19 protein-coding genes are annotated in these 22156 nt (G+C 70.6%); 10 read left to right on the top strand and 9 right to left on the bottom strand.

Going from position 1 to position 22156, the window contains the following annotated elements:
• Positions 1–17: 17 nt before the first annotated feature.
• Both LO762_RS22855 and dxs read right to left on the bottom strand, forming a co-directional pair.
• Entirely contained in the window at positions 18–1511 is a 1494-nt protein-coding gene (locus LO762_RS22855) for an amino acid permease (RefSeq protein WP_308104367.1), read from the bottom strand.
• 44 nt (positions 1512–1555) lie between these two features.
• A complete protein-coding gene (gene dxs, locus LO762_RS22850) occupies positions 1556–3460 on the bottom strand; it encodes a 1-deoxy-D-xylulose-5-phosphate synthase (RefSeq protein ID WP_230617905.1) in 1905 nt (634 codons plus the stop codon).
• Between the two features lie 145 nt (positions 3461–3605).
• Between dxs and idi the strand changes: the two genes are divergently transcribed.
• Positions 3606–4172: an isopentenyl-diphosphate Delta-isomerase gene (idi, locus tag LO762_RS22845; RefSeq protein WP_230617904.1), complete on the top strand. Its 567-nt coding sequence runs from the start codon at positions 3606–3608 to the stop codon at positions 4170–4172.
• Between the two features lie 9 nt (positions 4173–4181).
• Here the strand turns inward: idi and LO762_RS22840 are convergent, their stop codons facing one another.
• Together LO762_RS22840 and acnA are read right to left on the bottom strand one after the other, a co-directional pair.
• Positions 4182–4631: a hypothetical protein gene (locus LO762_RS22840; RefSeq protein WP_230617903.1), complete on the bottom strand. Its 450-nt coding sequence runs from the start codon at positions 4629–4631 to the stop codon at positions 4182–4184.
• Positions 4632–4867: 236 nt separating this feature from the next.
• On the bottom strand, positions 4868–7582 hold the full coding sequence (acnA, locus tag LO762_RS22835; RefSeq protein WP_230617902.1) for an aconitate hydratase AcnA: 2715 nt from the start codon (positions 7580–7582) through the stop codon (positions 4868–4870).
• A 368-nt stretch (positions 7583–7950) separates the two neighbouring features.
• Here acnA and LO762_RS22830 point away from each other — a divergent pair, with 368 nt between their 5' ends.
• From LO762_RS22830 to LO762_RS22820, 3 genes are all read left to right on the top strand, one after another.
• On the top strand, positions 7951–8532 hold the full coding sequence (locus LO762_RS22830; protein WP_230617901.1) for a PadR family transcriptional regulator: 582 nt from the start codon (positions 7951–7953) through the stop codon (positions 8530–8532).
• Complete coding sequence (locus tag LO762_RS22825) at positions 8532–9077, top strand: DUF1707 domain-containing protein (RefSeq protein ID WP_230617900.1); 546 nt, start codon at positions 8532–8534, stop codon at positions 9075–9077. Before LO762_RS22830 ends, LO762_RS22825 begins: the two co-directional genes overlap by 1 nt.
• 66 nt (positions 9078–9143) lie before the next feature.
• Positions 9144–9551 (top strand): MmcQ/YjbR family DNA-binding protein, encoded by a 408-nt coding sequence (locus LO762_RS22820; RefSeq protein WP_230617899.1) that lies wholly within the window; start codon positions 9144–9146, stop codon positions 9549–9551.
• 143 nt (positions 9552–9694) lie between these two features.
• Here the strand turns inward: LO762_RS22820 and eda are convergent, their stop codons facing one another.
• A complete protein-coding gene (gene eda, locus LO762_RS22815) occupies positions 9695–10318 on the bottom strand; it encodes a bifunctional 4-hydroxy-2-oxoglutarate aldolase/2-dehydro-3-deoxy-phosphogluconate aldolase (RefSeq protein ID WP_230617898.1) in 624 nt (207 codons plus the stop codon).
• 192 nt (positions 10319–10510) lie between these two features.
• Positions 10511–12307 (bottom strand): phosphogluconate dehydratase, encoded by a 1797-nt coding sequence (gene edd / locus LO762_RS22810; protein ID WP_230617897.1) that lies wholly within the window; start codon positions 12305–12307, stop codon positions 10511–10513.
• Between the two features lie 172 nt (positions 12308–12479).
• On the opposite strand from edd, the gene LO762_RS22805 reads away from it, so the two are divergent.
• The 6 genes from LO762_RS22805 to LO762_RS22780 all read left to right on the top strand — a co-directional run bounded on the left by LO762_RS22805 (position 12480) and on the right by LO762_RS22780 (position 19609).
• Entirely contained in the window at positions 12480–13535 is a 1056-nt protein-coding gene (locus LO762_RS22805) for an ROK family transcriptional regulator (protein WP_230617896.1), read from the top strand.
• A 247-nt stretch (positions 13536–13782) separates the two neighbouring features.
• Positions 13783–15072, top strand: a complete 1290-nt coding sequence (locus LO762_RS22800; RefSeq protein WP_230617895.1) for an ABC transporter substrate-binding protein — start codon at positions 13783–13785, stop codon at positions 15070–15072.
• A gap of 54 nt (positions 15073–15126) precedes the next feature.
• Complete coding sequence (locus tag LO762_RS22795; protein WP_230617894.1) at positions 15127–16107, top strand: carbohydrate ABC transporter permease; 981 nt, start codon at positions 15127–15129, stop codon at positions 16105–16107.
• Positions 16104–16919 (top strand): carbohydrate ABC transporter permease, encoded by an 816-nt coding sequence (locus LO762_RS22790; RefSeq protein ID WP_230617893.1) that lies wholly within the window; start codon positions 16104–16106, stop codon positions 16917–16919. Before LO762_RS22795 ends, LO762_RS22790 begins: the two co-directional genes overlap by 4 nt.
• A gap of 55 nt (positions 16920–16974) precedes the next feature.
• On the top strand, positions 16975–18582 hold the full coding sequence (locus LO762_RS22785) for a glycoside hydrolase family 13 protein (RefSeq protein ID WP_230617892.1): 1608 nt from the start codon (positions 16975–16977) through the stop codon (positions 18580–18582).
• Positions 18583–18592: 10 nt separating this feature from the next.
• Positions 18593–19609 (top strand): LacI family DNA-binding transcriptional regulator, encoded by a 1017-nt coding sequence (locus LO762_RS22780; RefSeq protein WP_230617891.1) that lies wholly within the window; start codon positions 18593–18595, stop codon positions 19607–19609.
• Positions 19610–19627: 18 nt separating this feature from the next.
• On the opposite strand, the gene LO762_RS22775 is transcribed toward LO762_RS22780, so the two are convergent.
• The 3 genes from LO762_RS22775 to LO762_RS22765 form a co-directional block, all read right to left on the bottom strand.
• Positions 19628–20401: a dioxygenase gene (locus tag LO762_RS22775; RefSeq protein WP_230617890.1), complete on the bottom strand. Its 774-nt coding sequence runs from the start codon at positions 20399–20401 to the stop codon at positions 19628–19630.
• A 143-nt stretch (positions 20402–20544) separates the two neighbouring features.
• Complete coding sequence (locus LO762_RS22770; RefSeq protein ID WP_230617889.1) at positions 20545–21387, bottom strand: phosphatidylcholine/phosphatidylserine synthase; 843 nt, start codon at positions 21385–21387, stop codon at positions 20545–20547.
• Complete coding sequence (locus tag LO762_RS22765) at positions 21374–22012, bottom strand: phosphatidylserine decarboxylase (RefSeq protein ID WP_230617888.1); 639 nt, start codon at positions 22010–22012, stop codon at positions 21374–21376. The genes LO762_RS22770 and LO762_RS22765 overlap by 14 nt, the downstream gene beginning before the upstream one ends.
• Positions 22013–22156 lie beyond the last annotated feature (144 nt).

Raw genomic sequence — 22156 nt, 5'->3', positions numbered from 1 at the left:
ACATCCGACCATGTGAGCTAGATCACTGAACGACCGTTCGGTTCATTGGATCGCGCCAACCGGCTGTGCCGCCGCCCGTAGAACGCGTAGATGACGGCCCCGAGCAGCATCCAGGCAACAAATCGGATCCACGTCTCAGCGGGCAGGTTCAGCATGACGAAAATACAGGCGAGGATCGAAAGGATCGGCAGCAGCGGCACCAGCGGGGCGCGGAACGAGCGGGGCAGATCCGGCCGTGTCCTGCGCAGCACGATGACCCCGGCCGAGACGAGGACGAACGCGAAGAGCGTCCCGATGTTCACCAGTTCGGCGAGCGCCGAGAGCGGGATGAACCCGGCGAGCAGCGCCACGATCACGCCCATGAAGATCGTCGAGCGGGCGGGCGTGCCGAACCGGGGGTGCACCTCGGAGAGCCAGCCGGGCAGCAGCCGGTCCCGGCTCATCGCGAAGAACACACGGCTCTGCCCGAGCAGCAGGATCAGCACCACGGTGGTGAGCCCGAAGATCGCGCCGATCGAGATGAGCCCGGCGAAGAACGGCTGCCCGACGGCCCGGAACGCGTCGGCGAGCGGCGCGGACTCGCTGAGGTCGGTGTAGTGCTGCATCCCGACCACCACGAGCGACACGAGCACGTACAGCAGCGTGCAGACGCCGAGCGAGCCGAGGATGCCGATGGGCAGGTCGCGCTGCGGCCGGTGCGCCTCCTCGGCGGTGGTCGCGACGACGTCGAAGCCGATGAAGGCGAAGAAGACGATCGCGACGGCGCTGAACACGCCGAGCCAGCCGAACGAGACGGGCGTGATGCCGAAGATGAGCTGGAGCAGCGGCGCCCTGATCCCCTCGACCTGCTCGGTGGGGACGGCGGGCGGGATGAACGGCGTGTAGTTCGCGAGCTTGACCGAGAAGGCGCCCGCGATGATGACGAGCAGCACCACCGCGACCTTGACGAGCACCATGATGCCGTTGATCCGCGAGGACACCTTGATCCCGGCGACGAGCACCGCGGTGACGAGCGCGACGATGAGCACCGCGGGCAGGTTGAACCTGGCGTCCTCGCCCGCGAACGTCGACGGCAGGTCGAGCCCGAGCGTGGACAGCAGCGAGCTGAAGTACCCCGACCAGCCGACGGCGACGACGGCGGCGCCCAGGGCCATCTCCAGGATGAGGTCCCAGCCGATGATCCAGGCGGGCAGTTCGCCCAGGGTGGCGTAGGAGAACGTGTAAGCGGACCCGGCGACCGGCACGGTCGAGGCGAACTCGGCGTAGCAGAGCGCCGCCAGGGCGCACACGAGCCCGGCGATCGCGAAGGAGATCGCGACCGCGGGCCCCGCGTACTCCCTGGCGACCCTGCCGGTGAGCACAAAGATGCCGGTGCCGATGATCACGCCGACGCCGAAGACGACGAGGTCGAGCGCCGACAGATCGCGGCGGAGCCGGTGCCCCGGCTCCCGCGTCTCTCGGACGGACTGCTCGACGGACTTCGTCCGGAACAAGCTCGTGGCCACCGGCACCCCTCATCACGGTTCGCGCTTACCTGAACACGAACCGTAACAAGTCAGCGCCCCGCGACGCGCGAACGCAGCGTCCGCTTCTCCGTCACCTTCGCGTAGGCGTCCGTGATCTCCTTGGCGAGGTCCGGCGCGGTGAGGCCGATCTCGGAGAGGATCTCGGCGCGCTTGGCGTGGTCCAGGAACTCCTGCGGGATGCCGAACGTGCGGATGGGGACGTCCACGCCGGTGTCGCGCAGCAGCCGGGCGACCGCGTCGCCGACCGCGCCGGTGCGGCCGTTGTCCTCGATCACCACGACGAGCCGGTAGTCGGCGGCGGCCGCGGCCAGCGCCGGGTCGAGCGGCTTGACGAACCTGGGGTCCACCACCGTCGCGGCGATGCCGGAGGACGCGAGGCGCTCGGCCACGTCGACGCCGACGGCGGCCATGGAACCCGCCGCGACGACGAGGACGTCCTTTTCGGCGCCCTCCGCGAGCACGTCCATCGAACCGAGGGTGCCGACGGCGGGCAGGTCGGCGAAGACCGGGCCCTTGGGGAAGCGGATGGCCGAGGGCGCGTCGTGGATGTCCAGGCAGGCCCGCAGCAGCTCGCGCAGGCGGGTGCCGTCGCGCGGGACGGCGATGTGCATGCCGGGCACCAGCTGGAGGATCGACAGGTCCCACATGCCGTTGTGCGAGGCGCCGTCGTCGCCGGTGACGCCCGCGCGGTCCAGCACGAAGGTGACGGCCTGCTTGTGCAGGGCGACGTCCATGAGCACCTGGTCGAAGGCGCGGTTCAGGAACGTGGCGTAGATCGCCACCACCGGGTGCAGCCCGCCCAGCGCCAGGCCCGCGGCCGAGGTCGCGGCGTGCTGCTCGGCGATGCCGACGTCGTAGATGCGGTCGGGGTGGGCGTCGGCGAACGGGGCGAGGCCGACGGGGTGCAGCATCGCCGCGGTGATCGCGACGACGTCCGGGCGCTCGGCGCCGATCTCGACCATCTCGCGCGCGAACACCTTCGTCCACCCGGGCGTGGACGAGGGCGCGGACTTGCCCGTCTCCACGTCGAAGGACCCGGCGCCGTGCATGTGGTCCTCGACGTTCTCCAGGGCCGGGCGGTAGCCCTCGCCCTTGCGGGTGATGACGTGCACGATGACCGGCTCGCCGAAGTCGCGGGCCTTGCGCAGCGCCCGCTCGACGGCCTGCTCGTCGTGGCCGTCGATGGGGCCGACGTACTTGAGGCCGAGGTCCTCGAACATCGCCTGGGGCTGAAGGATGTCCTTCAGGCCCTTCTTGATGCCGTGCAGCGCCTCGTAGGCCAGCTCGCCGGCCACGGGCACCCTGGGGACGGTCTTCTTCACCAGGTCCAGGGCCTTCTCGTAGCCCTGGGTGACGCGCAGCTCGGCCAGGTGGCTGGCGAGGCCGCCGATCGTGGGCGAGTAGGAGCGGCCGTTGTCGTTGACGACGATGATCACGGGCCGGTCGGCGCCCGCGATGTTGTTGAGGGCCTCCCAGCACATGCCGCCGGTGAGCGCGCCGTCGCCGACGACCGCGACCGCGTGGCGGTCGGTCTCGCCGCGCACCTCGAACGCCTTGGCCAGGCCGTCGGCGTAGGACAGCGCGGTGGAGGCGTGCGAGTTCTCGATGACGTCGTGCTCCGACTCGGCCTGACAGGGGTACCCTGACACGCCGCCCCGCTGCCGGAGGCGGTCGAAGTCCTTACGGCCGGTGAGGAGTTTGTGGACGTACGCCTGGTGTCCGGTGTCGAAGAGGATCCGGTCACGGGGCGAGTCGAAGACGCGGTGCAGGGCGACGGTCAGTTCGACGACGCCGAGGTTGGGGCCGAGGTGTCCGCCCGTCTTCGAGATGGCCTCGACGAGGAACTCCCGGATCTCCGCGTGCAGTTCGGGGAGGCGAGCGGCGTCCAGACGTTTCAGGTCGTCCGGGCCGTTGATCGACTCAAGCAGGCTCAAGCTGGGTCATCTCCTCTGCGAACCGAGGCCCCTGATGACTTTCGGCGATCCGAACGCCTCCCGGTGGCGGGCCCCTGCGGCTTATGGTTGCCCAGAGTTTAATCCCGCTTCGCCGAACACGGAGAGCAAGGAGTAGAAGTTTCATATGGGCGAGAAGATAGTACTTCTGGACGAAGCAGGACATGCCATAGGAACAGCACCGAAAGCGGAGAGTCACCATCAAAACACTCCGTTCCATCTGGCCTTCTCCTCCTACCTCGTCGACGCCTCCGGCAGGGTCCTGATCAGCCAGCGGGCCCACCACAAGGCCAGTTTCCCGTCGGTGTGGACGAACTCCGCGTGCGGCCACCCCGCCCCCGGAGAGGGCCTGCGCGAGGCCGTCTCGCGCCGCGTGAAAAGTGAGCTCGGACTTACCGTCAGTGACATAACTCTGGTCCTGCCGGAGTTCACCTACCGGGCCGAGATGAACGGCGTCGTCGAGCACGAATGGTGCCCGGTGGTGCGCGCCACGGTGGACGCCGAGCCGCGCCGCGACCCGGACGAGGTCGAGGACACCCAGTGGCGCGACTGGGCGGGCGTCAAGGAGCTCAGGGCGGACCCGCTGGCCTCGCCGTGGTTCCTGGAGCAGATGGAGCAGCTCGTGCCGCTGGGCGAGCCGCTGGCGTGGAAGCAGGCCGACGAGCGCCTGCTGCCGCCCGCCATCGCCTGGTGAGCGCCCCTGTCAGGGGATGAGCAGCCGCTCCCGGGACTGCGGCGGTTCCGGGAGCATGGACCTCACCTCGGCCACCAGGGACGGCTGAGCCGTCCACAGGCCGCCCTGGTAGCCGACCGCGACGATCGGCCGCCGCAGCGGCCGGATGTCGTCGAGCAGCCAGTGGTGGTCACCGCGCTTGGCCCACGGCCCGCACGCGCACGGCCCTGAGACGCCCGCCTCGCACACGTCGGTGACGGTCGCGACGGCGATGACCGCGCCCAGCGTGGACAGCGGGTCGGCCGGGTCCCAGCCGGCGGCGAGCACCTGCGGCAGCGCCCGGGAGTCGAGGTCGACGCGCATCGCGGCGTGGATCAGGACCGTTCCACGGTAGGGCGTGGGCTCGTCCTGGTTCGACAGCCGTCGATGGCCTCTCGCGACGGCCCACGCGTACGGCTGCTTCACGCTGATCGCCTGCATGCGGTTCCCTCCCATGGGCGTCGTCTGACACTCATCTTTACTCGACCGCGGGCCGCGACGAATCCGGCTTAAGCCGGATTATGAGGATTCCCCGGAGTTAATCAAGCCCTACGGCCAAGGAAAAACCCGGTGTCCCCCACCGCACTGACACCAGACCTCACGCCCCCTTGACAAGCGGTGAGCCGCCGCCCGGACGTCCGGACGGCGGCTCCCCCGTGCCTGTGCCGTGCTCGGCTCTAACGCGCGATGAGGCTGCGCAGGACGTACTGCATGATGCCGCCGTGGCGGTAGTAGTCGGCCTCGCCGGGGGTGTCGATGCGGACGACCGCGTCGAACTCCTTGCCGTCGGCCTTCACCTTGACGGTCTTGGGCGTGACGCCCTCGTTGAGCTTCTCGACGCCGAGGATCTCGAAGGTCTCGGTGCCGGTCAGGCCCAGGGACTCGGCGCTCTGGCCCTCGGGGAACTGGAGCGGGATGACGCCCATGCCGATGAGGTTCGAGCGGTGGATGCGCTCGTAGGACTCGGCGATGACGGCCTTCACGCCCAGCAGCGCGGTGCCCTTGGCGGCCCAGTCGCGGGACGAGCCGGAGCCGTACTCCTTGCCCGCCAGGACGACGAGCGGGACGCCCGCGGCGACGTAGTTGGCGGACGCGTCGTAGATGAACGACTGCGGGGCGCCCTCCTGGGTGAAGTCGCGGGTGTAGCCGCCCTCGACGCCGTCCAGCAGCTGGTTGCGCAGCCGGATGTTGGCGAAGGTGCCGCGGATCATCACCTCGTGGTTGCCGCGGCGCGAACCGTAGGAGTTGAAGTCCTTGACCGCGACGCCGTTGGCCTGGAGGTACTGCGCGGCGGGCGTGCCGACCTTGATGTTGCCGGCGGGCGAGATGTGGTCGGTGGTGACCGAGTCGCCCAGCTTGGCCAGGACGCGGGCGCCGGTGATGTCCGAGACCGGCGCGGGGTTCTCGGGCATGCCGTCGAAGTAGGGCGCCTTGCGGACGTAGGTGGACGCCTCGTCCCACTCGAAGGTGTTGCCGGTGGGGATGTCGAGGCCCTGCCAGCGCGCGTCGCCCGCGAAGACGTCGGCGTAGTCCTTGACGAAGAGGTCCTGGGAGATGGAGCTCTCCACGACCTCGGCGACCTCGGCCGGAGTCGGCCAGATGTCCTTGAGGTAGACCGGGCCGTCGGTGCCCTCGGCGATCGGGTCGTTGAGGATGTCGATGTCCATCGTGCCCGCGAGCGCGTAGGCGATGACCAGCGGCGGCGACGCGAGGTAGTTCATCTTCACGTCGGGGCTGATGCGGCCCTCGAAGTTGCGGTTGCCGGACAGCACGGCGGTGACGGCGAGGTCGTTGTCGTTGATCGCCTTGGAGATCTCCGGCTCCAGCGGGCCGGTGTTGCCGATGCAGGTGGTGCAGCCGTAGCCGACCAGGTTGTAGCCGATCTTGTCGAGGTACGGGGTGAGGCCCGCGCGCTCGTAGTAGCCGGTGACGACCTGGGAGCCGGGCGCCATCGAGGTCTTCACCCACGGCTTGCGGGTGAGGCCCTTCTCGACCGCCTTCTTGGCCAGCAGGCCCGCGCCGATCATGACGTACGGGTTGGAGGTGTTGGTGCAGGAGGTGATGGCGGCGACCGTCACCACGCCGTGGTCGATCTCGAAGGACGTGCCGTCCGCCAGGGCGACCTGGACCTTCTTGTGCGGCCTGGCGTTGCCGCCGACGGCCGGGGAGTCGGAGGCCGGGAAGGACTCGATGCCCGCCTCGTCGATGTCGTCCTTGACGTAGTTGAGGACGTCACGGCGCCAGGCGTCCTTGGCGCCGGAGACCTCGATGCGGTCCTGCGGGCGCTTCGGCCCGGCGATGGACGGGACGACGGTGGCGAGGTCGAGTTCGAGGTGCTCGGAGAAGTCCGGCTGGGCCTCGGGGTCGAGCCACAGGCCCTGCTCCTTGGCGTACGCCTCGACCAGGGCGACCTGCTCCTCGGAGCGGCCGGTGAGGCGCAGGTACTTCAGCGTCTCGCCGTCGATCGGGAAGATCGCGCAGGTGGAGCCGAACTCGGGGCTCATGTTGCCGATGGTGGCGCGGTTGGCCAGCGGCAGCGCGGCGACGCCCGCGCCGTAGAACTCGACGAACTTGCCGACGACGCCGTGCTTGCGCAGCATCTCGGTGATGGTGAGCACGAGGTCGGTGGCGGTGGTGCCGGAGGGCAGCTCGCCGGTCAGCTTGAAGCCGACGACGCGCGGGATGAGCATCGAGATCGGCTGGCCGAGCATCGCGGCCTCGGCCTCGATGCCGCCGACGCCCCAGCCCAGGACGCCGATGCCGTTCTCCATCGTGGTGTGCGAGTCGGTGCCGACGCAGGTGTCGGGGTAGGCGACGCCACCCCGGTCGAACACGACGCGGGCCAGGTGCTCGATGTTCACCTGGTGCACGATGCCGGTGCCGGGCGGCACCACCTTGAACTCGTCGAAGGCGGTCTGGCCCCAGCGCAGGAACTGGTAGCGCTCGTTGTTGCGCTCGTACTCGACGGCGACGTTCAGGTCGAACGCGCGCGAGGTCGCGTAGTTGTCCACGATGACCGAGTGGTCGATGACCATCTCGGCGGGGGCCAGCGGGTTGATCTTCGACGGGTCGCCGCCGAGGTCGCGCACGGCCTCGCGCATGGTGGCGAGGTCCACCACACAGGGCACGCCGGTGAAGTCCTGCATGATCACGCGGGCGGGGGTGAACTGGATCTCGGTGTCGGGCTGGGCGCTCGGGTCCCAGCCGCCCAGCGCGCGGATGTGGTCGGCGGTGATGTTCGCGCCGTCCTCCGTGCGCAGCAGGTTCTCCAGGAGGACCTTGAGGCTGTACGGAAGGCGGGCCGAGCCCTCGACCGCGTCCAGCCGGTAAATCTCGTAGGTCTTCTCGCCTACCCGCAGCTCGCTCTTGCTGCCGAAGCTGTTCGCGGACACTTTCCGTCTCCTCCTACGTAAGGCAACTGCGACCAAGATGGCCGGCTCTCCGAGGCGCGCCTTACCTCGATCCACCAGGGCGCTGAGGAGGCGACACCGGCTCGCTGCCTGGCTTCGCTGCGCGGTGCGTCGGATCCTCCCCCTTGAATCCTGCCCTAGTCCGGAAGCGCGCCCGAACTCAGGTCGGCCTAACTTCTGTCACTTTTTCTCTCGACGTCAAGCTATCCACGATTTGTCTTGACATCAAGTTACCTATGGGTAGCCCAAGCCGTGGCCGCATCCGGCCAGCACGGGAACGGGAGATCTGTCGCGAGCGTTCTAGATATATCGTCAGGTATATCGAGAACACCGACCCGAAGGGACGTCGTATGCACGGTCGACGCCACGGCTGGAGCCCCGCCGCCGACTTCATCTTCGGCTGGGGGGCCACCCCGCAGAGCAAGTCCTGGGGGCCGCCCCCGGGCTTCCCGTTCGGCCCACCCCCGCCCAAGGCCAAGCGCGGCGACGTGCGCGCCGCGATCCTCGTCCTCCTCACCGAGGGGCCGCGCAACGGCTACCAGATCATCCAGGACGTCGCCGAGCGCACCGAAGGCTCCTGGAAGCCCTCGCCCGGCGCCGTCTACCCCGCCCTACAGCAGCTCGCCGACGAGGGCCTCATCCGCAGCGACGAGGACGGCGGCCGCAAGACCTACGCGCTCACCGACGAGGGCCGCGAGTACGTCACCGAGAACCCGCCCGAGGCGCCCTGGGAGGACAGGCCGCCGTCCAGCGAGCGGCCGGGCGGCGACTACGGCGCCGTCTTCGCCGAGACGGCACAGCTCGGCAAGGCGCTGCTCCAGGTCGTCCAGGCCGGGTCGCCCGCGCAGGTCGCCGAGGCGCGCCACCTCATCAACGACACGCGCCGCCGCCTGTACGGCATCCTCGCCACCGACTCCGACGGGGAGGACTGATGTCCCGCCATGACCGCCACAACGCCCACCGGCTCGCGCACGAGGCGCGCAAGGCGGCCCTCCTGGCGAGCCAGGCCGCGATGAACACGGCGTTCCAGGGCCGCCAGCCGTCCGCGCCGAACGCCGCGCACCTGCGCATCGGGGACGCCGAGCGCAACGCCGTCGCCGAGGCGCTGCAGAACCACTACGCCGAAGGCCGCCTGGAGCCCGAGGAACTCGACGACAGGATCACCCGCGCGCTGGCCGCCAAGACCCAGGCCGACCTCGCGGGCGTCCTGGACGACCTGCCGGGGCCGCACCCGTGGGAGGCCGTCGTGCCTCAGGCCCCCGGCTACCGGCCGCGTGAGCGCGGGCGCGGGCCGAACCGGCCGGCCTTCGCGCTGTGGCTGTTCCTGCTCGTCGGCTTCCCGCTCCTGTTCTTCGCGGGCGGCTGGGCGGCCGCCGCGATCGCGGGCCGGGTGCTGATCATCGGCGGCCTGATCTTCCTCGCCGTCCGGATCCTGCGCGGCCGGAGCGGCTGCGGGCACGGCGGCCACCGGGGCTGAGCAACGCGCGCCGGAAAACGTCAGAGGGCCGGGAGAGGATGGTCCCCTGACGGAGGGAGAACCACGGTGGCGAAGGAAACAGCGGCCAAGGAAACAGCGGCGAAGGAAACAGCGAACGACGAGGACGCGATCGGCAGGGTCCGGGCGATCTGCCTGGCCCTGCCGGAGGCGGAGGAGAAGCCGTTCGGCGGCCACACCGCGCCGACGTTCCGGGTCCGGAACAAGATCTTCACCATGACGTCCGAGGACGGCCTGAGCATGACGTTCAAGGCGGCCCAGGGCGTCCAACAGGCCCTCGTCGGCGAGGATCCCGAGCGGTTCTTCGTGCCGCCCTACGTCGGCCCCAAGGGCTGGGTGGGCGCGCGCCTGGACGTCCCCCAGGACTGGACGGAGATAGCCGAACTCCTCCAGGACAGCTACCGCCTCGTCGCCCCCAAACGCCTGTCCGCCCTCGTCCCCGGCTCGGGCGACTAGCCGGGCGGGGAAAGAGTGCGGCGTCCCGCTCCCCCACCCGGAGCGGGACGCCACGACGGGACCCGGAAAGCCGGACGGTGTCGAACGTCCGGCGGGGTCCCCGCACACGCCTGTCCGCCAGCGCGACGGGAGGCGTGTGAGCCTCAGACGCGCAGGGCGGCCGCCTCGGCGGCGAGCTTCTCGACGCGCGCCCAGTCGCCGGACGCGACGGCGTCGGCGGGGGTCAACCAGGTGCCGCCGACACAGCCGATGTTGGGCTGGGCGAGGAAGTCCGGCGCGGTCTGCAGGGTGATGCCGCCGGTCGGGCAGAAGGTGATCTGCGGCAGCGGCCCGTAGAGCGACTTGAGGTAGGGGATGCCTCCGGCGGGCACCGCCGGGAAGAACTTCATCGCGGTGACGCCCTGCTCCAGCAGGGACATCGCCTCACTGGCGGTGGCGACGCCCGGCAGGAACGGCACGCCGCTGTAGGTCATCGCGGCGCGCAGGATGTCGGTGCAGCCGGGGCTGACGAGGAACTCCGCGCCCGCGGCGATGGAGTCCTTGACGTGCTGCGGCCCCGTGACGGTGCCCGCCCCCACGACGGCACCCTCGACCTCGTCGGCGATGCGGCGGATCGACTCCAGGCCCGCCTCGGTGCGCAGGGTGACCTCGATGACGGGCAGGCCGCCCGCGACGAGCGCGCGCGCCAGGGGCACGGCGCTGTCGGCGTCCTCCAGGACCACCACCGGGATCACCGGGGCGAGGTGCATGAGGTCTTCGGCGCGCATCGGTGTCTCTCCTTGGCTGAACGTGGGTGTCCTCCGCGAGGCCGGGCAGGGCCCCTCCGCCGAGCCCGGCCTCGCGGATCCCCCCGGTGGGGAGCGGCCCCTCCGCCGCACCCGCCCCTTGAGGGAGTGGTTCTCCTCGCGGGCCCGTCCCGTCAGCCCCTCCGCATCGGAGCCGGGCCCGCGAGGAAGTCTCTAGAAGACCGACGCGCCCCTCTCGGCGGGGCCGACGGCGGCCCGGAACGCGCCGAACAGGTCGCGGCCGGTGCCCGACCACTCGGCGGCGGTCGGGGCGGCGCCCTCGGGGTCGCGCGCGGCGAGGTCGGCGAGGATCTCCAGCTTGCCGCTGTCGGCGTCGAAGCGCACGAGGTCGCCGTCGCGGACCCGCGCGATCGGGCCTCCGGCGGCCGCCTCGGGCGTCATGTGGATGGCGGCCGGGACGGCGCCGGAGGCGCCCGACATCCTGCCGTCGGTCACGAACGCCACCTTGTGGCCCTTGTCCTGGAGGACGGACATGGGCGGGGTCAGCTTGTGTAGTTCGGGCATCCCGGTCGCCTTCGGGCCCTGGTAGCGGAGCACGATGACGACGTCCCGGTTCAGCTCGCCCGCCTTGAACGCGTCAAGGACCTGCTCCTGGGTGGTGAACACCCGCGCGGGCGCCTCCACCACGCGGTGTTCGGGCGCGACCGCCGACACCTTGACGACACCGCGTCCGACGTTGCCCTCGACCATGCGGAGGCCGCCGTCGGCGGAGAAGGGACGGGACGCGGGACGCAGCACGGAGTCGTCTCCGGACGCCTCGGGCGCGTCCTCCCACCGGAGCCTGCCTTCGCCGTCCAGGGACGGGATCCGGGTGTACCCGCCCAGGCCGTCACCCGCGACGGTCTTGACGTCCCCGTGCAGGAGTCCCGCCGAGAGCAGTTCGCGGATGAGGAACCCGGTGCCTCCGGCCGCGTGGAAGTGGTTCACGTCGGCGCCGCCGTTCGGGTAGATCCGGGTGAGCAGCGGGGTGACCGTGGACAGCTCCGCGAAGTCGTCCCAGGTCAGCTCGATCCCGGCGGCGGCGGCCATCGCGGGCAGGTGCAGTGTGTGGTTGGTGGACCCGCCGGTGGCCAGCAGCGCCACCACGCCGTTGACGAACGCGCGCTCGTCCAGCACCTCGGCGACCATCGGGACCTCGCCGGACACCGCGCGGCGGCCCGCCTCGGCGGTCAGCGCGGCGCGCAGCGGCGTGTTCGGCGCGACGAAGCTGGCTCCGGGCAGGTGCAGGCCCATGACCTCCATGAGCATCTGGTTGCTGTTGGCGGTGCCGTAGAAGGTGCAGGTGCCGGGTGAGTGGTAGGACGCGGCCTCGGCGTCGAGCAGCTCGTCGCGGCCGACCTCGCCGACGGCGTACAGCTTGCGGATGCGGCCCTTCTCGGCGTTCGGCAGCCCTGAGTGCATCGGCCCGGCGGGCACGAGCAGCGTCGGCAGGTGGCCGAAGGAGAGGGCGCCGATGACGAGCCCCGGCACGATCTTGTCGCAGACGCCGAGCATCAGCGCCGCGTCGAACATGTCGTGGGCGAGCGCGATGGCCGCGGACATCGCCACCACGTCGCGGCTGAACAGGGACAGTTCCATGCCCGCGCGGCCCTGGGTGACGCCGTCGCACATGGCCGGGACGCCGCCCGCGACCTGCGCGACGCCGCCCGCGAGCAGGATCGCCTTCTTCAGGTGCTCGGGGTAGGTCCGGAAGGGCTGGTGGGCGGAGAGCATGTCGTTGTAGGACGTCACGATCGCCACGTTGGGCCGGACGGTGGCTCGCAGCGCCTCCTTCTCCTCCGGGGAGCAGGCGGCGAACCCGTGCGCGAGGTTCCCGCACGCCAGCGCGCCCCGGACCGGGCCCTCGGCCCGCGCCGCCGCCACGCGCGCGAGGTAGGCGGCGCGGGAGGCGGCGCTGCGCTCGGCGACGCGTGCGGTGACACGGTCGATGACCGGGTGGACGGCTGCCATGGGTGAGATCTCCGTTACAGAGTGGCGCGGGATCGCCGGGATCGGCGGGCGAGATCCGTGAACCTCGGGAGTACCTTAGCAAGGAAAGCATCGGAACTTCTGTAGAGAAGATGACAAAAGTCACCGGTCATCTTTTTCAACACGGCCGGGCGATCGTGGTTGACTTGAGGGCATGTCTCGAGCAGCGGCGGCCACGAGCGGGGAGGTCCTCCGGCTCATCCGCGAGGAGTCGGTGCGCACCCGCGCCGAGCTCGCGCGGCTGACCGGCCTGTCCCGGCCCGTCATCGGGCAGCGGGTCACCGACCTGATCGAGGCGGGGCTCGTCGTCGAGCTGCCCGGCGTGTCCAGCGGCGGCAGGCCCGCCGGACGGCTGGAGTTCCACGGCTCGGGCGGCACCGTCCTGGTGGCCTCACTCGGCCACACGCACGGCCACCTCGCCGTCTGCGACCTGTCCGGAACCATCCTGCGCAAGGAGCCCGTGCACGTCGGCGCGGGCATCGAGACGGCCATCGACCTGTGGAAGGCGATGGATCCGGGGCCCGTCCGAGGGGTCGGCATCGCCCTGCCGGGCCCGGCCCACGAGGACGAGCGGATCGTCAAGGCCGTCCGCGACGTGTTCCCGGTGCCGGTGCACATCGACAACGACGTGAACGTCATGGCGCTGGGCGAGCACCGGGTCCGCAACGACGTCGCGGACCTGCTGTTCGTGAAGGCGTCCACCGGGATCGGCGCCGGGGTGATCTCCGGCGGCCGCCTCCAGCGCGGCGCTTACGGCGGCGCCGGGGAGATCGGCCACATCCCCGTCCCCGACGGGCTGCTGTGCGGCTGCGGCACGGTCGGCTGTGTGGAGACGGTGGCGGGCGGCGCGGCGCTGCTCGCCCAGCTCGGCGGCCGTGCCCGGGACCTTCCGGAGCTGGCCGCGCTGGCCCGCGCGGGCGACCTTGAGGCGGTCGCGGTGCTGCGCGAGGCGGGCCGCCGGATCGGCGACGTCGTCGCGGCCGCCGTCAACATCCTCAACCCCGCGATCGTGGTGCTCGGCGGCGACCTCTCCGGCAAGAACCTCATCGCGGGCGTGCGCGAGAGCGTCTACCAGCGCGCCGCCGCGATGGCGACGCGCCGCCTGCGCGTCGAGCCCAGCATGCTCGGCGACGACGCGGGCCTCCTCGGCTGCGCCACGATGATCCTCGACCACGTGCTGGCCCCCGCCGCCATCGACGCCTCTCTCTAACCCCCGAGCAAGCAGGACCCGTCTCCTCCGGGACGGGTCTTTTTGGTGTTTCCGGAGAGGTAAGAAGGATGGCCGAATCCGGTCGTCGCGACGGGTGGATCACCGGGCAGCGTCGCAAGCCTTGCAACGACTTTCTGAAATCTTGCTGCAAGACTCTTTACATGGTTGCAACGCCTGGACTAACGTCCGGGACCTGTTCCACCTCACATACCCCCTCATCGTGAGAAATCCCCTAGGAGGAAGCACAGTGCGGCGCATCCCCATGGCTGGCGTGTTCGCCAGCCTCGCCCTGGTGCTCGCTGCTTGCGGCGGCGGAAGTGAAAGCGGCGACGGCGACAAGAAGTCGGCGGCCCTCGAAGGTCGCGGCGAAATCACCTTCGTCACCGGCAAGGACACCTCCGGCAACCTGCAGAAGCAGATCGACGACTGGAACTCCAAGCACCCCGACGAGCCGGTCCGGATCATCGAGCTGTCCGACAAGGCCGACGAGCAGCGGCAGCAGATGATCCAGAACGCGCAGGTCAAGTCCGACGCCTACACCGTCCTCAACCTCGACGTCGTGTGGACCGCGGAGTTCGCGGCCAACCGCTGGGTCGTCGAGCTGCCCGAGGACCAGCTCCCCATCAGCGACCTGCTCGCCCCGACCGTCGACACCGGCCGGTACCTCGGCAAGCTCTACGCCGTCCCGGTCGACTCCGACGCGGGCCTGCTCTACTACCGCAAGGACCTCCTCGCCGAGGCCGGCATCGACAAGGCGCCGACCACCTGGAGCGAGCTGTTCGCCGCCTGCGACGCCGTCAAGGCGAAGGTGTCGTCGGCCAAGAACATCGACTGCTACGCGGGCCAGTTCGACAAGTACGAGGGCCTCACCGTGAACGCGTCCGAGGCCATCAACGCGGCGGGCGGCTCGGTCGTCGACGAGCAGGGCAAGCCGACCGTCAACACCCCCGAGGCCAAGGCCGGACTCGACGTCCTGGTCAACGCCTTCAAGGACGGCCACATCAGCAAGAAGGCCATCACCTACACCGAGGAGCTCGGCCGCGCCGACTTCAACGGCGGCAAGCTGCTCTTCCACCGCCAGTGGCCGTACCAGTACGCGTCCGCCAGCGACAAGGAGGAGTCGAAGGTCGCCGGCAAGTTCGACGTCGCGCCGCTGCCCGGTTCCAACGGCCCCGGCGTGTCCACCCTCGGCGGCCACAACTTCGCCATCTCGGCGTTCGCCAAGAACAAGGCGACCGCGCTGGACTTCCTCAACTACATGACCTCCACCGAGGTCCAGAAGGCCAACGCGATCGTCATCGGCAAGGCGCCCTCGGTCGCCGCGCTCTACAACGACCCTGAGGTCGTCGCCAAGTTCCCGTACATGCCGTCGCTCAAGACCGCGATCGAGAACGCCAAGGGACGTCCGAAGGTCGTCAAGTACGGCGACGTGACCACCGCCATCCAGGAGGCCGCCTACGCCGCCCTGAACGGTTCCAAGACCACCGACGCGGCGCTCGCCGAGCTCCAGACGAAGCTGGAGACCCTCACCCAGTGATCACCCCGCCGGGGAGGGACCACCCCTCCCTCCCCGGCGCTCTGGAGAGATGACATGGCGATCCCGATTCCCCCTGTGAACACACCGGCGAAGCCGGCCCGCAAGGGCCAGGACGCGAAGTCCACCCGCCGCTTCGCCCTCCTGCTGCTTTCCCCGACCTTCCTCGTGCTGGCGCTCGTCGTCGGCTACCCCGTGCTGGCGGGCATCCGCCAGTCCCTCTACGCCCAGGCCGAGGGCCTGGACGCCGACGGCTTCGTCATCGAGGGCGAGCGGTTCGTCGGCCTGGAGAACTACACCGCGCTGTTCACCGGCGAGCGCGGCTCGGCGTTCTGGAACGCGTTCTTCAACACCACGTTCTTCACCGCGACGGCCGTCGTGCTGGAGACGATCATCGGTGTGATCCTGGCGCTGATCATGCACCAGGCGCTGCGCGGCCGCGGCCTGGTCCGGGCCAGCATCCTCGTCCCGTGGGCGGTGCCGACGGCGATGTCCGGCCTCCTGTGGCGCTGGATCTTCCAGCCGGACGGCGTCGCCAACGCCATCCTCAACCAGGAGATCCTCTGGACGGCCGACGGCTGGCAGTCCAAACTCGCGGTCATCATCGCCGAGGTGTGGAAGACCTCGCCGTTCATCGGCCTGCTCGCCCTGGCCGGGCTCCAGATGATCCCGCAGGACGTCTACGAGGCCGCCAAGGTCGACGGCGCGAGCCCGTGGCAGCAGTTCCGCCGGATCACGCTGCCGCTGATCAAACCGGCCCTCGCCGTCGCCGTCCTGTTCCGGATGCTGGACACACTCCGCATGTTCGACCTGCCGTTCGTCCTCATCGGCGGCAACAAGGACTCGGTGGAGACGCTGTCGATGCTCGCCTGGGACGAGGCCAACAACCTCAGATACGGCGTCGCGACCGCCTACGCGACCATCCTGTTCCTCTATATCGCGCTCCTCGCCTACGCCTTCATCAAGATCGCGGGCGCCGACGTCATAGGCGAGGCCAGGGCCCGGAAGGCGTCCGTCAAGAAGGGGGCAGCCGCGTGAAGCGCGTCCTCACCTACCTGGGCCTCGCGGGCGTCATCGTCTTCTGCCTCGCGCCCTTCTACTGGATGGTCGTGTCGGCCTTCCGCAGGCCCAAGGACCAGTTCGACTCGACGCCGTGGCCGTCGCCGTGGTCCACCGAGAACCTGCGCGCGGTGTTCGACCCGGACAACATGTTCGTCAGGGCCCTGCTGAACAGCCTGTTCGTCGCCGGGATGACGACCCTGCTCACACTCACCATCGCCGTCTTCACCGCCTACACGCTGGCCCGCCTGGACTTCAGGTTCAAGAACGCGGTGCTCGGCCTGGTCGTGGCGACGTCGATGTTCCCCGGCATCTCGCAGGTGGTGCCGCTGCTCAAACTGTTCATCGACATCGACTGGATCAACACCTACCAGGCGATGATCGTGCCGAGCCTCGGGTTCGCGCTGCCGCTCGCGGTGTGGAACCTGACCGTCTTCTTCCGCCAGCTCCCGTTCGAGCTGGAGCAGGCGGCGATGACGGACGGCTGCTCGCGCGGCCAGGCGTTCCGGAAGATCATCATTCCGCTGGCGGCGCCCGGCGTGTTCACCACCGCGATCCTCGTCTTCTTCATGGCGTGGAACGAGTTCATCATCGCGTTCAGCATGGTCAACGAGAAGTCCATGCAGACCGCGACGGTCGCCATCGCCAAGTTCACCGGCATGCGCGGCTTCGACCAGCCGTTCGGCACCCAGATGGCCGCCGCCGTCGTCGTGACGGTGCCGCTCGTCGTGGTGGTGCTGATCTTCCAGCGCAGGATCGTCTCCGGGCTCACCGCCGGCGGCGTCAAGTGACCACCGGGCCCATCCGGCCCTGACCATCAGAAACCGTATCGAGGGGGAATCCCACATGCAGGGATCCACGGTCGCCACCCGCTGGTGGCGGGACGCGGTGATCTACCAGATCTACGTCCGCAGCTTCGCCGACGGGAACGGCGACGGGATCGGCGACCTGCCCGGCATCCGGGCGCGCCTGCCCTACCTCGCCGAACTCGGCGTGGACGCGGTGTGGCTGACGCCGTTCTACCGCTCGCCGATGGCCGACTTCGGGTACGACGTCGCCGACTACCGCAGGGTCGATCCCCTGTTCGGCGACCTTGACGACGCCCGCGCGCTCATCTCCGACGCGCACGGGCTCGGCCTGCGGATCATCGTGGACGTGGTGCCGAACCACACGTCCGACCGGCACGCCTGGTTCGTCGAGGCCCTCGCGTCGCCTCCCGGCTCACCCGAGCGCGCGCGCTACCACTTCCGCGACGGCCGTGGCCCGGACGGCACCGAGCCGCCGAACGACTGGGAGTCGGTGTTCGGCGGCCCCGCCTGGACCCGCGCGGCCCCGGACGACCAGTGGTACCTGCACCTGTTCGCGCCCGAACAGCCCGACCTGAACTGGGACAACCCGGAGGTAGCCGACGAGTTCGACGACATCCTCAGGTTCTGGCTCGACCTGGGCGTCGACGGGTTCCGGATCGACGTCGCGCACGGCATGGTCAAGCCCGCTGGCCTGCCCGACGTGGGCCACGCCGACCAGTCACGGATGCTCGGCACCGAGCCGCTCCCCTACTTCGACCAGGATGGCGTGCACGCCATCCACCGCAGGTGGCGCGCCCTCCTGGACTCCTACCCGGGCGAGCGGATCGCCGTCGCCGAGGCGTGGGCGTCCACCCCGGAGCGGCTGGCCCGCTACGTCAGGCCGGACGAGGCGCACCAGGCGTTCAACTTCCACTACCTGGGCGCGGACTGGGCGGCGCCGACCCAGCGCGCGGTGATCGACGAGTCCCTGGCGACGTCGACGGCGGTCGGCGCCCCGACGACCTGGGTCCTGTCCAACCACGACGTGCGCCGCCACGTCACCAGGTTCGGGGACGGGGAGGCCGGGCTGCGCCGGGCACGGGCGGCGATCCTGCTCATGCTGGCGCTGCCCGGTTCCGCGTACGTCTACCAGGGCGAGGAGCTCGGCCTGCCCGAGGTCCTGGACCTGCCGCCGGAGTACCGGCTCGACCCGCAGCTGGGCCGGGGCGCCGAGGCGGGCCGCGACGGCTGCCGGGTGCCGCTGCCCTGGACGGGCGACGTCCCGCCGTTCGGGTTCGGCGCGTCCGCCGACACGTGGCTGCCGATCCCCGCCTCGTGGACGCCGCTCACGGTCGCCGCGCAGGAGTCCGACCCGGAGTCCACGCTGGCCCTGTACCGTAGGGCGTTGTCCGTCAGGCGGGAGGACCCTGCGCTCGGCGACGGTGAGCTCGACTGGGAGGACGCGCCGGACGGGGTGCTGCGGCTGCGCCGCGAACCCGGGTTCGGCGCCGCGGTGAACCTCTCCCCGGCGCCCGCGCGGATCGCGGTGCCGGGCCGGATCACCGTCTCCAGCGTCCCCCTGGCCGTCGAAGACGGACACGTCACCCTGCCCGCCGACGCCGCCGTCTGGTGGACGAGCGGGCGCGGTGACCTCGACGAACGGTAAATTGAGGATCATGGCGACACGGCTGGCCGACATCGCGGCCCAAGCGGGGGTCAGCGAGGCGACCGTGAGCCGCGTGCTCAACGGCAGGCCCGGCGTCTCCCCCGGCACCCGGCAGGCGGTGCTGGAGGCACTGGACGTCCTCGGCTACGACAGGCCCCCGCGCTTGCGCCAGCAGCGCGCGGGCCTGATCGGGCTGATCCTGCCGGAGCTGACCAACCCGGTCTTCCCGGTGTTCGCGCAGACCCTGGAGTCGGCGCTGGTCATGTCCGGGTACACGGCGGTGCTGTGCACCCAGACGCCGGGCGGGGTCCGCGAGGACGACTACACCGAGCTGCTGCTGGAGCGGGACGTGGCCGGGATCATCGTGGTGAGCGGCATGCACGCCGACTCCACGTCCGACCTCACCCGCTACCGGCGGCTGCGGGACCGGGGCCTGCCGCTGGTGCTCGTCAACGGGTACCGGGAGGGCGTGGACGCGCCCTTCATCTCCAACGACGACGTCGCCTCGATCGAGATGGCGGTGGAGCACCTGGTCTCGCTCGGCCACACCCGGATCGGGCTGGCGGTCGGGCAGGCCAGGTTCGTCCCGTCGATCCGCAAGTCCGAGGGGTTCGCGCGGGCGATGAAGGCGCGGCTGGGCGAGACCGAGCCGGAGAAGCTCATCGCGACGTCGCTGTTCACCGTCGAGGGCGGGCAGGCCGCCGCCGCGCAGCTGCTGGACGCGGGCTGCACGGCGATCTGCTGCGGCAGCGACATCATGGCGATCGGCGCGATCCGCACCGCCCGCCAGCGCGGGCTCTCCGTGCCGGGCGACGTGTCGGTCGTCGGGTTCGACGACTCGCCGCTCGTCCCGTACCTGGATCCGGCGCTGACGACGATCCGGCAGCCCGTCCGGGAGATGGCGATCGCGGCGGCGGGCCAGCTCCTGGACGAGATCGGCGGGAACCGGGTGCCGCGCGCGGAGCTGCTGTACCGGCCGGAGCTCGTCGTCCGCCGCTCCACCGGGCCGGTGCCGCGCCCCGCCTGACGTCCAGGGCTCGGGCGATCAGCCGAGCTGGACCGAGCGCTTGGACAGCCCCATCCAGAACCCGTCGATCGGGGTGCGCTGCGCGCCCAGGTCGTCCTGCGCGGCCCCCAGCGTGACGAAGAGGGGCGCGAAGTGCTCGGTCCTGGGGTGGGCCAGGCGGCCGGCGGGCGCCTTGTGCAGGAAGTCCAGGAGGCCGTCCACGTCGTGGGCGGCGAGCGCCTCCCGGCCCCAGGCGTCGAACTCCTTCGACCAGCCGGGCGCCTGGTCCTCGGCCGCGCCGGGGGTCAGGCCCCGCAGGTTGTGGGTGAAGAAGCCGCTGCCGACGATCAGGACTCCCTCGTCCCGCAGCGGCGCGAGCTTCCGGCCGATCTCGTAGAGCGCCGCAGGGTCGAGGGTCGGCATCGAGATCTGCAGGACGGGCACGTCGGCTTCCGGGTACATCTCCACGAGCGGCACGTAGGCGCCGTGGTCGAGGCCCCGGTCGGGCACGTCCTGGGCGCCTTTGATCAGCTTGCGCACCCGCTCGGCCAGCGCGGGCGCGCCCGGCGCCCGGTACTGGACCTCGTAGTAGTGCTGCGGGAAGCCCCAGAAGTCGTAGACGAGCGGGATCGTTGTGGTCGCGCCGATCGCCAGGGGCGCGTCCTCCCAGTGCGCGGAGACCATGAGCACGGCCTCGGGCCTGGGCAGGTCGGCCGCCCAGGCGGCGAGTTGGCCGGGCCAGCGCGGGTCGTCGGCGAGCGGCGGCGCGCCGTGGCTCAGGTACAGGGTCGGCATCTTCGCTGCGGTGGTCATGGTGCTCCTCGTCCCGCCATCATTGAACGCTCAAGTTTAGAAGCGGAACGGACCACTCGGCTATTCCGCCCGAGGTCCCGAAAAAGCAGCCGAAAAGCAGGAAGCCCCGGCGGGGTGGGACCGGGGCTGCTCGACACGTCAGACTAGCGGCGAAGACGGACACGACGGGACGTACCGGCCCCCCGGACCACCCGCCGCCGGGGGCGCGGCAGGGTGCGGCGGCGCGTCGTGCGCGGCGCGAACCGGTCGCGCGTCGTGTGCCGCAGCTTCAGCATGATCACCGGGATCATGCAGGCGGCGAAGAGCTCGGAGGCCGCGGTGAAGCGCATCCCCGTCTCACCGCCGGGCAGACCCGCCGCCCAGGCCACCACCGACGCCGCGCCGCAGGCCGCCCACACCACCATGACGGCGACGAGGGTGCGGCTCGTGGGCTTGGGGAACGGCAGGCGGCTGACCGCGAGCAGCGCCACACAGCCGATCGCGGCGAGCGCCATCGGCACCGGCGGCTCCAGCACGATCACACAGACCACGGTGAACGCGCACAGCGGCGCGGGCATACCACGGAAGATCCCCGGTTCCGGCGCCGCCGTGACGTACCGGGCGAGCCGGACGACGATCGCCAGGAAGAACGCGGCGGCGGCGACCATCGCGGGCATCGCCCAGTCGTCGTCGAAGCCGACCCACGCCAGCGTCATCGCGGCCGGGACGAGCCCGAAGGTGATCACGTCGGCGAGGTTGTCCAGGTGCGGGCCGTAGGGGGTGCTGCGCCAGCGCCGGGCCATCCGCCCGTCGAACAGGTCGCAGACCGCGCCGATCAGCATGAGCAGCACGGCGCCCGCGAACAGGCGGCTGTTCGTGCCGGAGAAGTCGCCCTGGACCATGATGCTGCGCAGCGCGGCGATGCCGCACAGGGCGTTGCCGAGCGTCAGGAAGTCCGCCGGGGACAGTCGCTCGGTCGTGGCGCACTCGGTCTCAGCCGTGGACAAGGCGCGTCTCACCGGCTCGGGTCTTCTGGCCGACGGTCACCGCTGGCTCGACTCCGGGCGGGAGGTAGGTGTCGAAGCGCGACCCGAACCTGATCAGGCCGAGCCGCTCGCCCTGCTCCACCGTGACGCCCTCGTCCAGGTAGGGCACGATGCGCCGGGCGACGGTGCCGGCGATCTGCACGCACTCGAGCTCGCCGATCTCGGTGTCGAAGCGCCAGACCACCCGCTCGTTGCGGTCGCTCTCCTTGTTGAAGGCCGGGACGTGCCCGCCGGGCACGTGCTCGACCGACAGGATCTTGCCCGCGATCGGCGCCCGGTTGACGTGCACGTCGAGCGGGCTCATGAAGATCGCGACCCGGGTGCGGCCGTCCGGCCACGGGGTGATGCTCTGCACCACGCCGTCGGCCCCCGACAGCAGCAGGCCCTCGCCGTGGCGGGGCGGGTCGCGGAAGAACCAGGTCAGGCCGGCCGCCGCCGCCGTGGCGACCGCGGCCACCGGGACGCGATACCGTGACCGCCGGGTCAGCAGGACGGCACCGGCCGCGCCCACCAGTCCGGGAACCAGCCAGGGTCCGGCGCCGCGCGCGAACGCGAGGCGCGCCTCCGGCTCGTGGGGACCGGGCACTGTCTCTTCAACTCCTAGATTTGGGACCACTCGTTCGAGCGAGCTTACTCAATGCGAGGCTCGTCACACCAACCGACGGGACGAAGGGCGTGATCTCCTCAACGTAGCGCGAAATTCCCGCGATGAGGCGCATTCTGCCCAGTT

Source organism: Actinocorallia sp. API 0066, from assembly GCF_020991275.1.
In the GTDB taxonomy this organism is placed as follows: Bacteria; Actinomycetota; Actinomycetes; order Streptosporangiales; family Streptosporangiaceae; genus Actinocorallia.
Note: the sequence above shows the minus strand (reverse complement) of the source record. Positions and strands in the feature narration are given on the sequence as shown.

Bases quoted from the DNA above. Each gene is read 5' to 3' on its own strand.
- idi (WP_230617904.1), top strand. From the start codon at position 3,606: ATGGGCGAGAAGATAGTACTTCTGGACGAAGCAGGACATGCCATAGGA.
- LO762_RS22840 (WP_230617903.1), bottom strand. From the start codon at position 4,631: ATGCAGGCGATCAGCGTGAAGCAGCCGTACGCGTGGGCCGTCGCGAGA.
- LO762_RS22830 (WP_230617901.1), top strand. From the start codon at position 7,951: ATGCACGGTCGACGCCACGGCTGGAGCCCCGCCGCCGACTTCATCTTC.
- LO762_RS22825 (WP_230617900.1), top strand. From the start codon at position 8,532: ATGTCCCGCCATGACCGCCACAACGCCCACCGGCTCGCGCACGAGGCG.
- eda (WP_230617898.1), bottom strand. From the start codon at position 10,318: ATGCGCGCCGAAGACCTCATGCACCTCGCCCCGGTGATCCCGGTGGTG.
- edd (WP_230617897.1), bottom strand. From the start codon at position 12,307: ATGGCAGCCGTCCACCCGGTCATCGACCGTGTCACCGCACGCGTCGCC.
- LO762_RS22805 (WP_230617896.1), top strand. From the start codon at position 12,480: ATGTCTCGAGCAGCGGCGGCCACGAGCGGGGAGGTCCTCCGGCTCATC.
- LO762_RS22795 (WP_230617894.1), top strand. From the start codon at position 15,127: ATGGCGATCCCGATTCCCCCTGTGAACACACCGGCGAAGCCGGCCCGC.
- LO762_RS22785 (WP_230617892.1), top strand. From the start codon at position 16,975: ATGCAGGGATCCACGGTCGCCACCCGCTGGTGGCGGGACGCGGTGATC.
- LO762_RS22780 (WP_230617891.1), top strand. From the start codon at position 18,593: ATGGCGACACGGCTGGCCGACATCGCGGCCCAAGCGGGGGTCAGCGAG.
- LO762_RS22775 (WP_230617890.1), bottom strand. From the start codon at position 20,401: ATGACCACCGCAGCGAAGATGCCGACCCTGTACCTGAGCCACGGCGCG.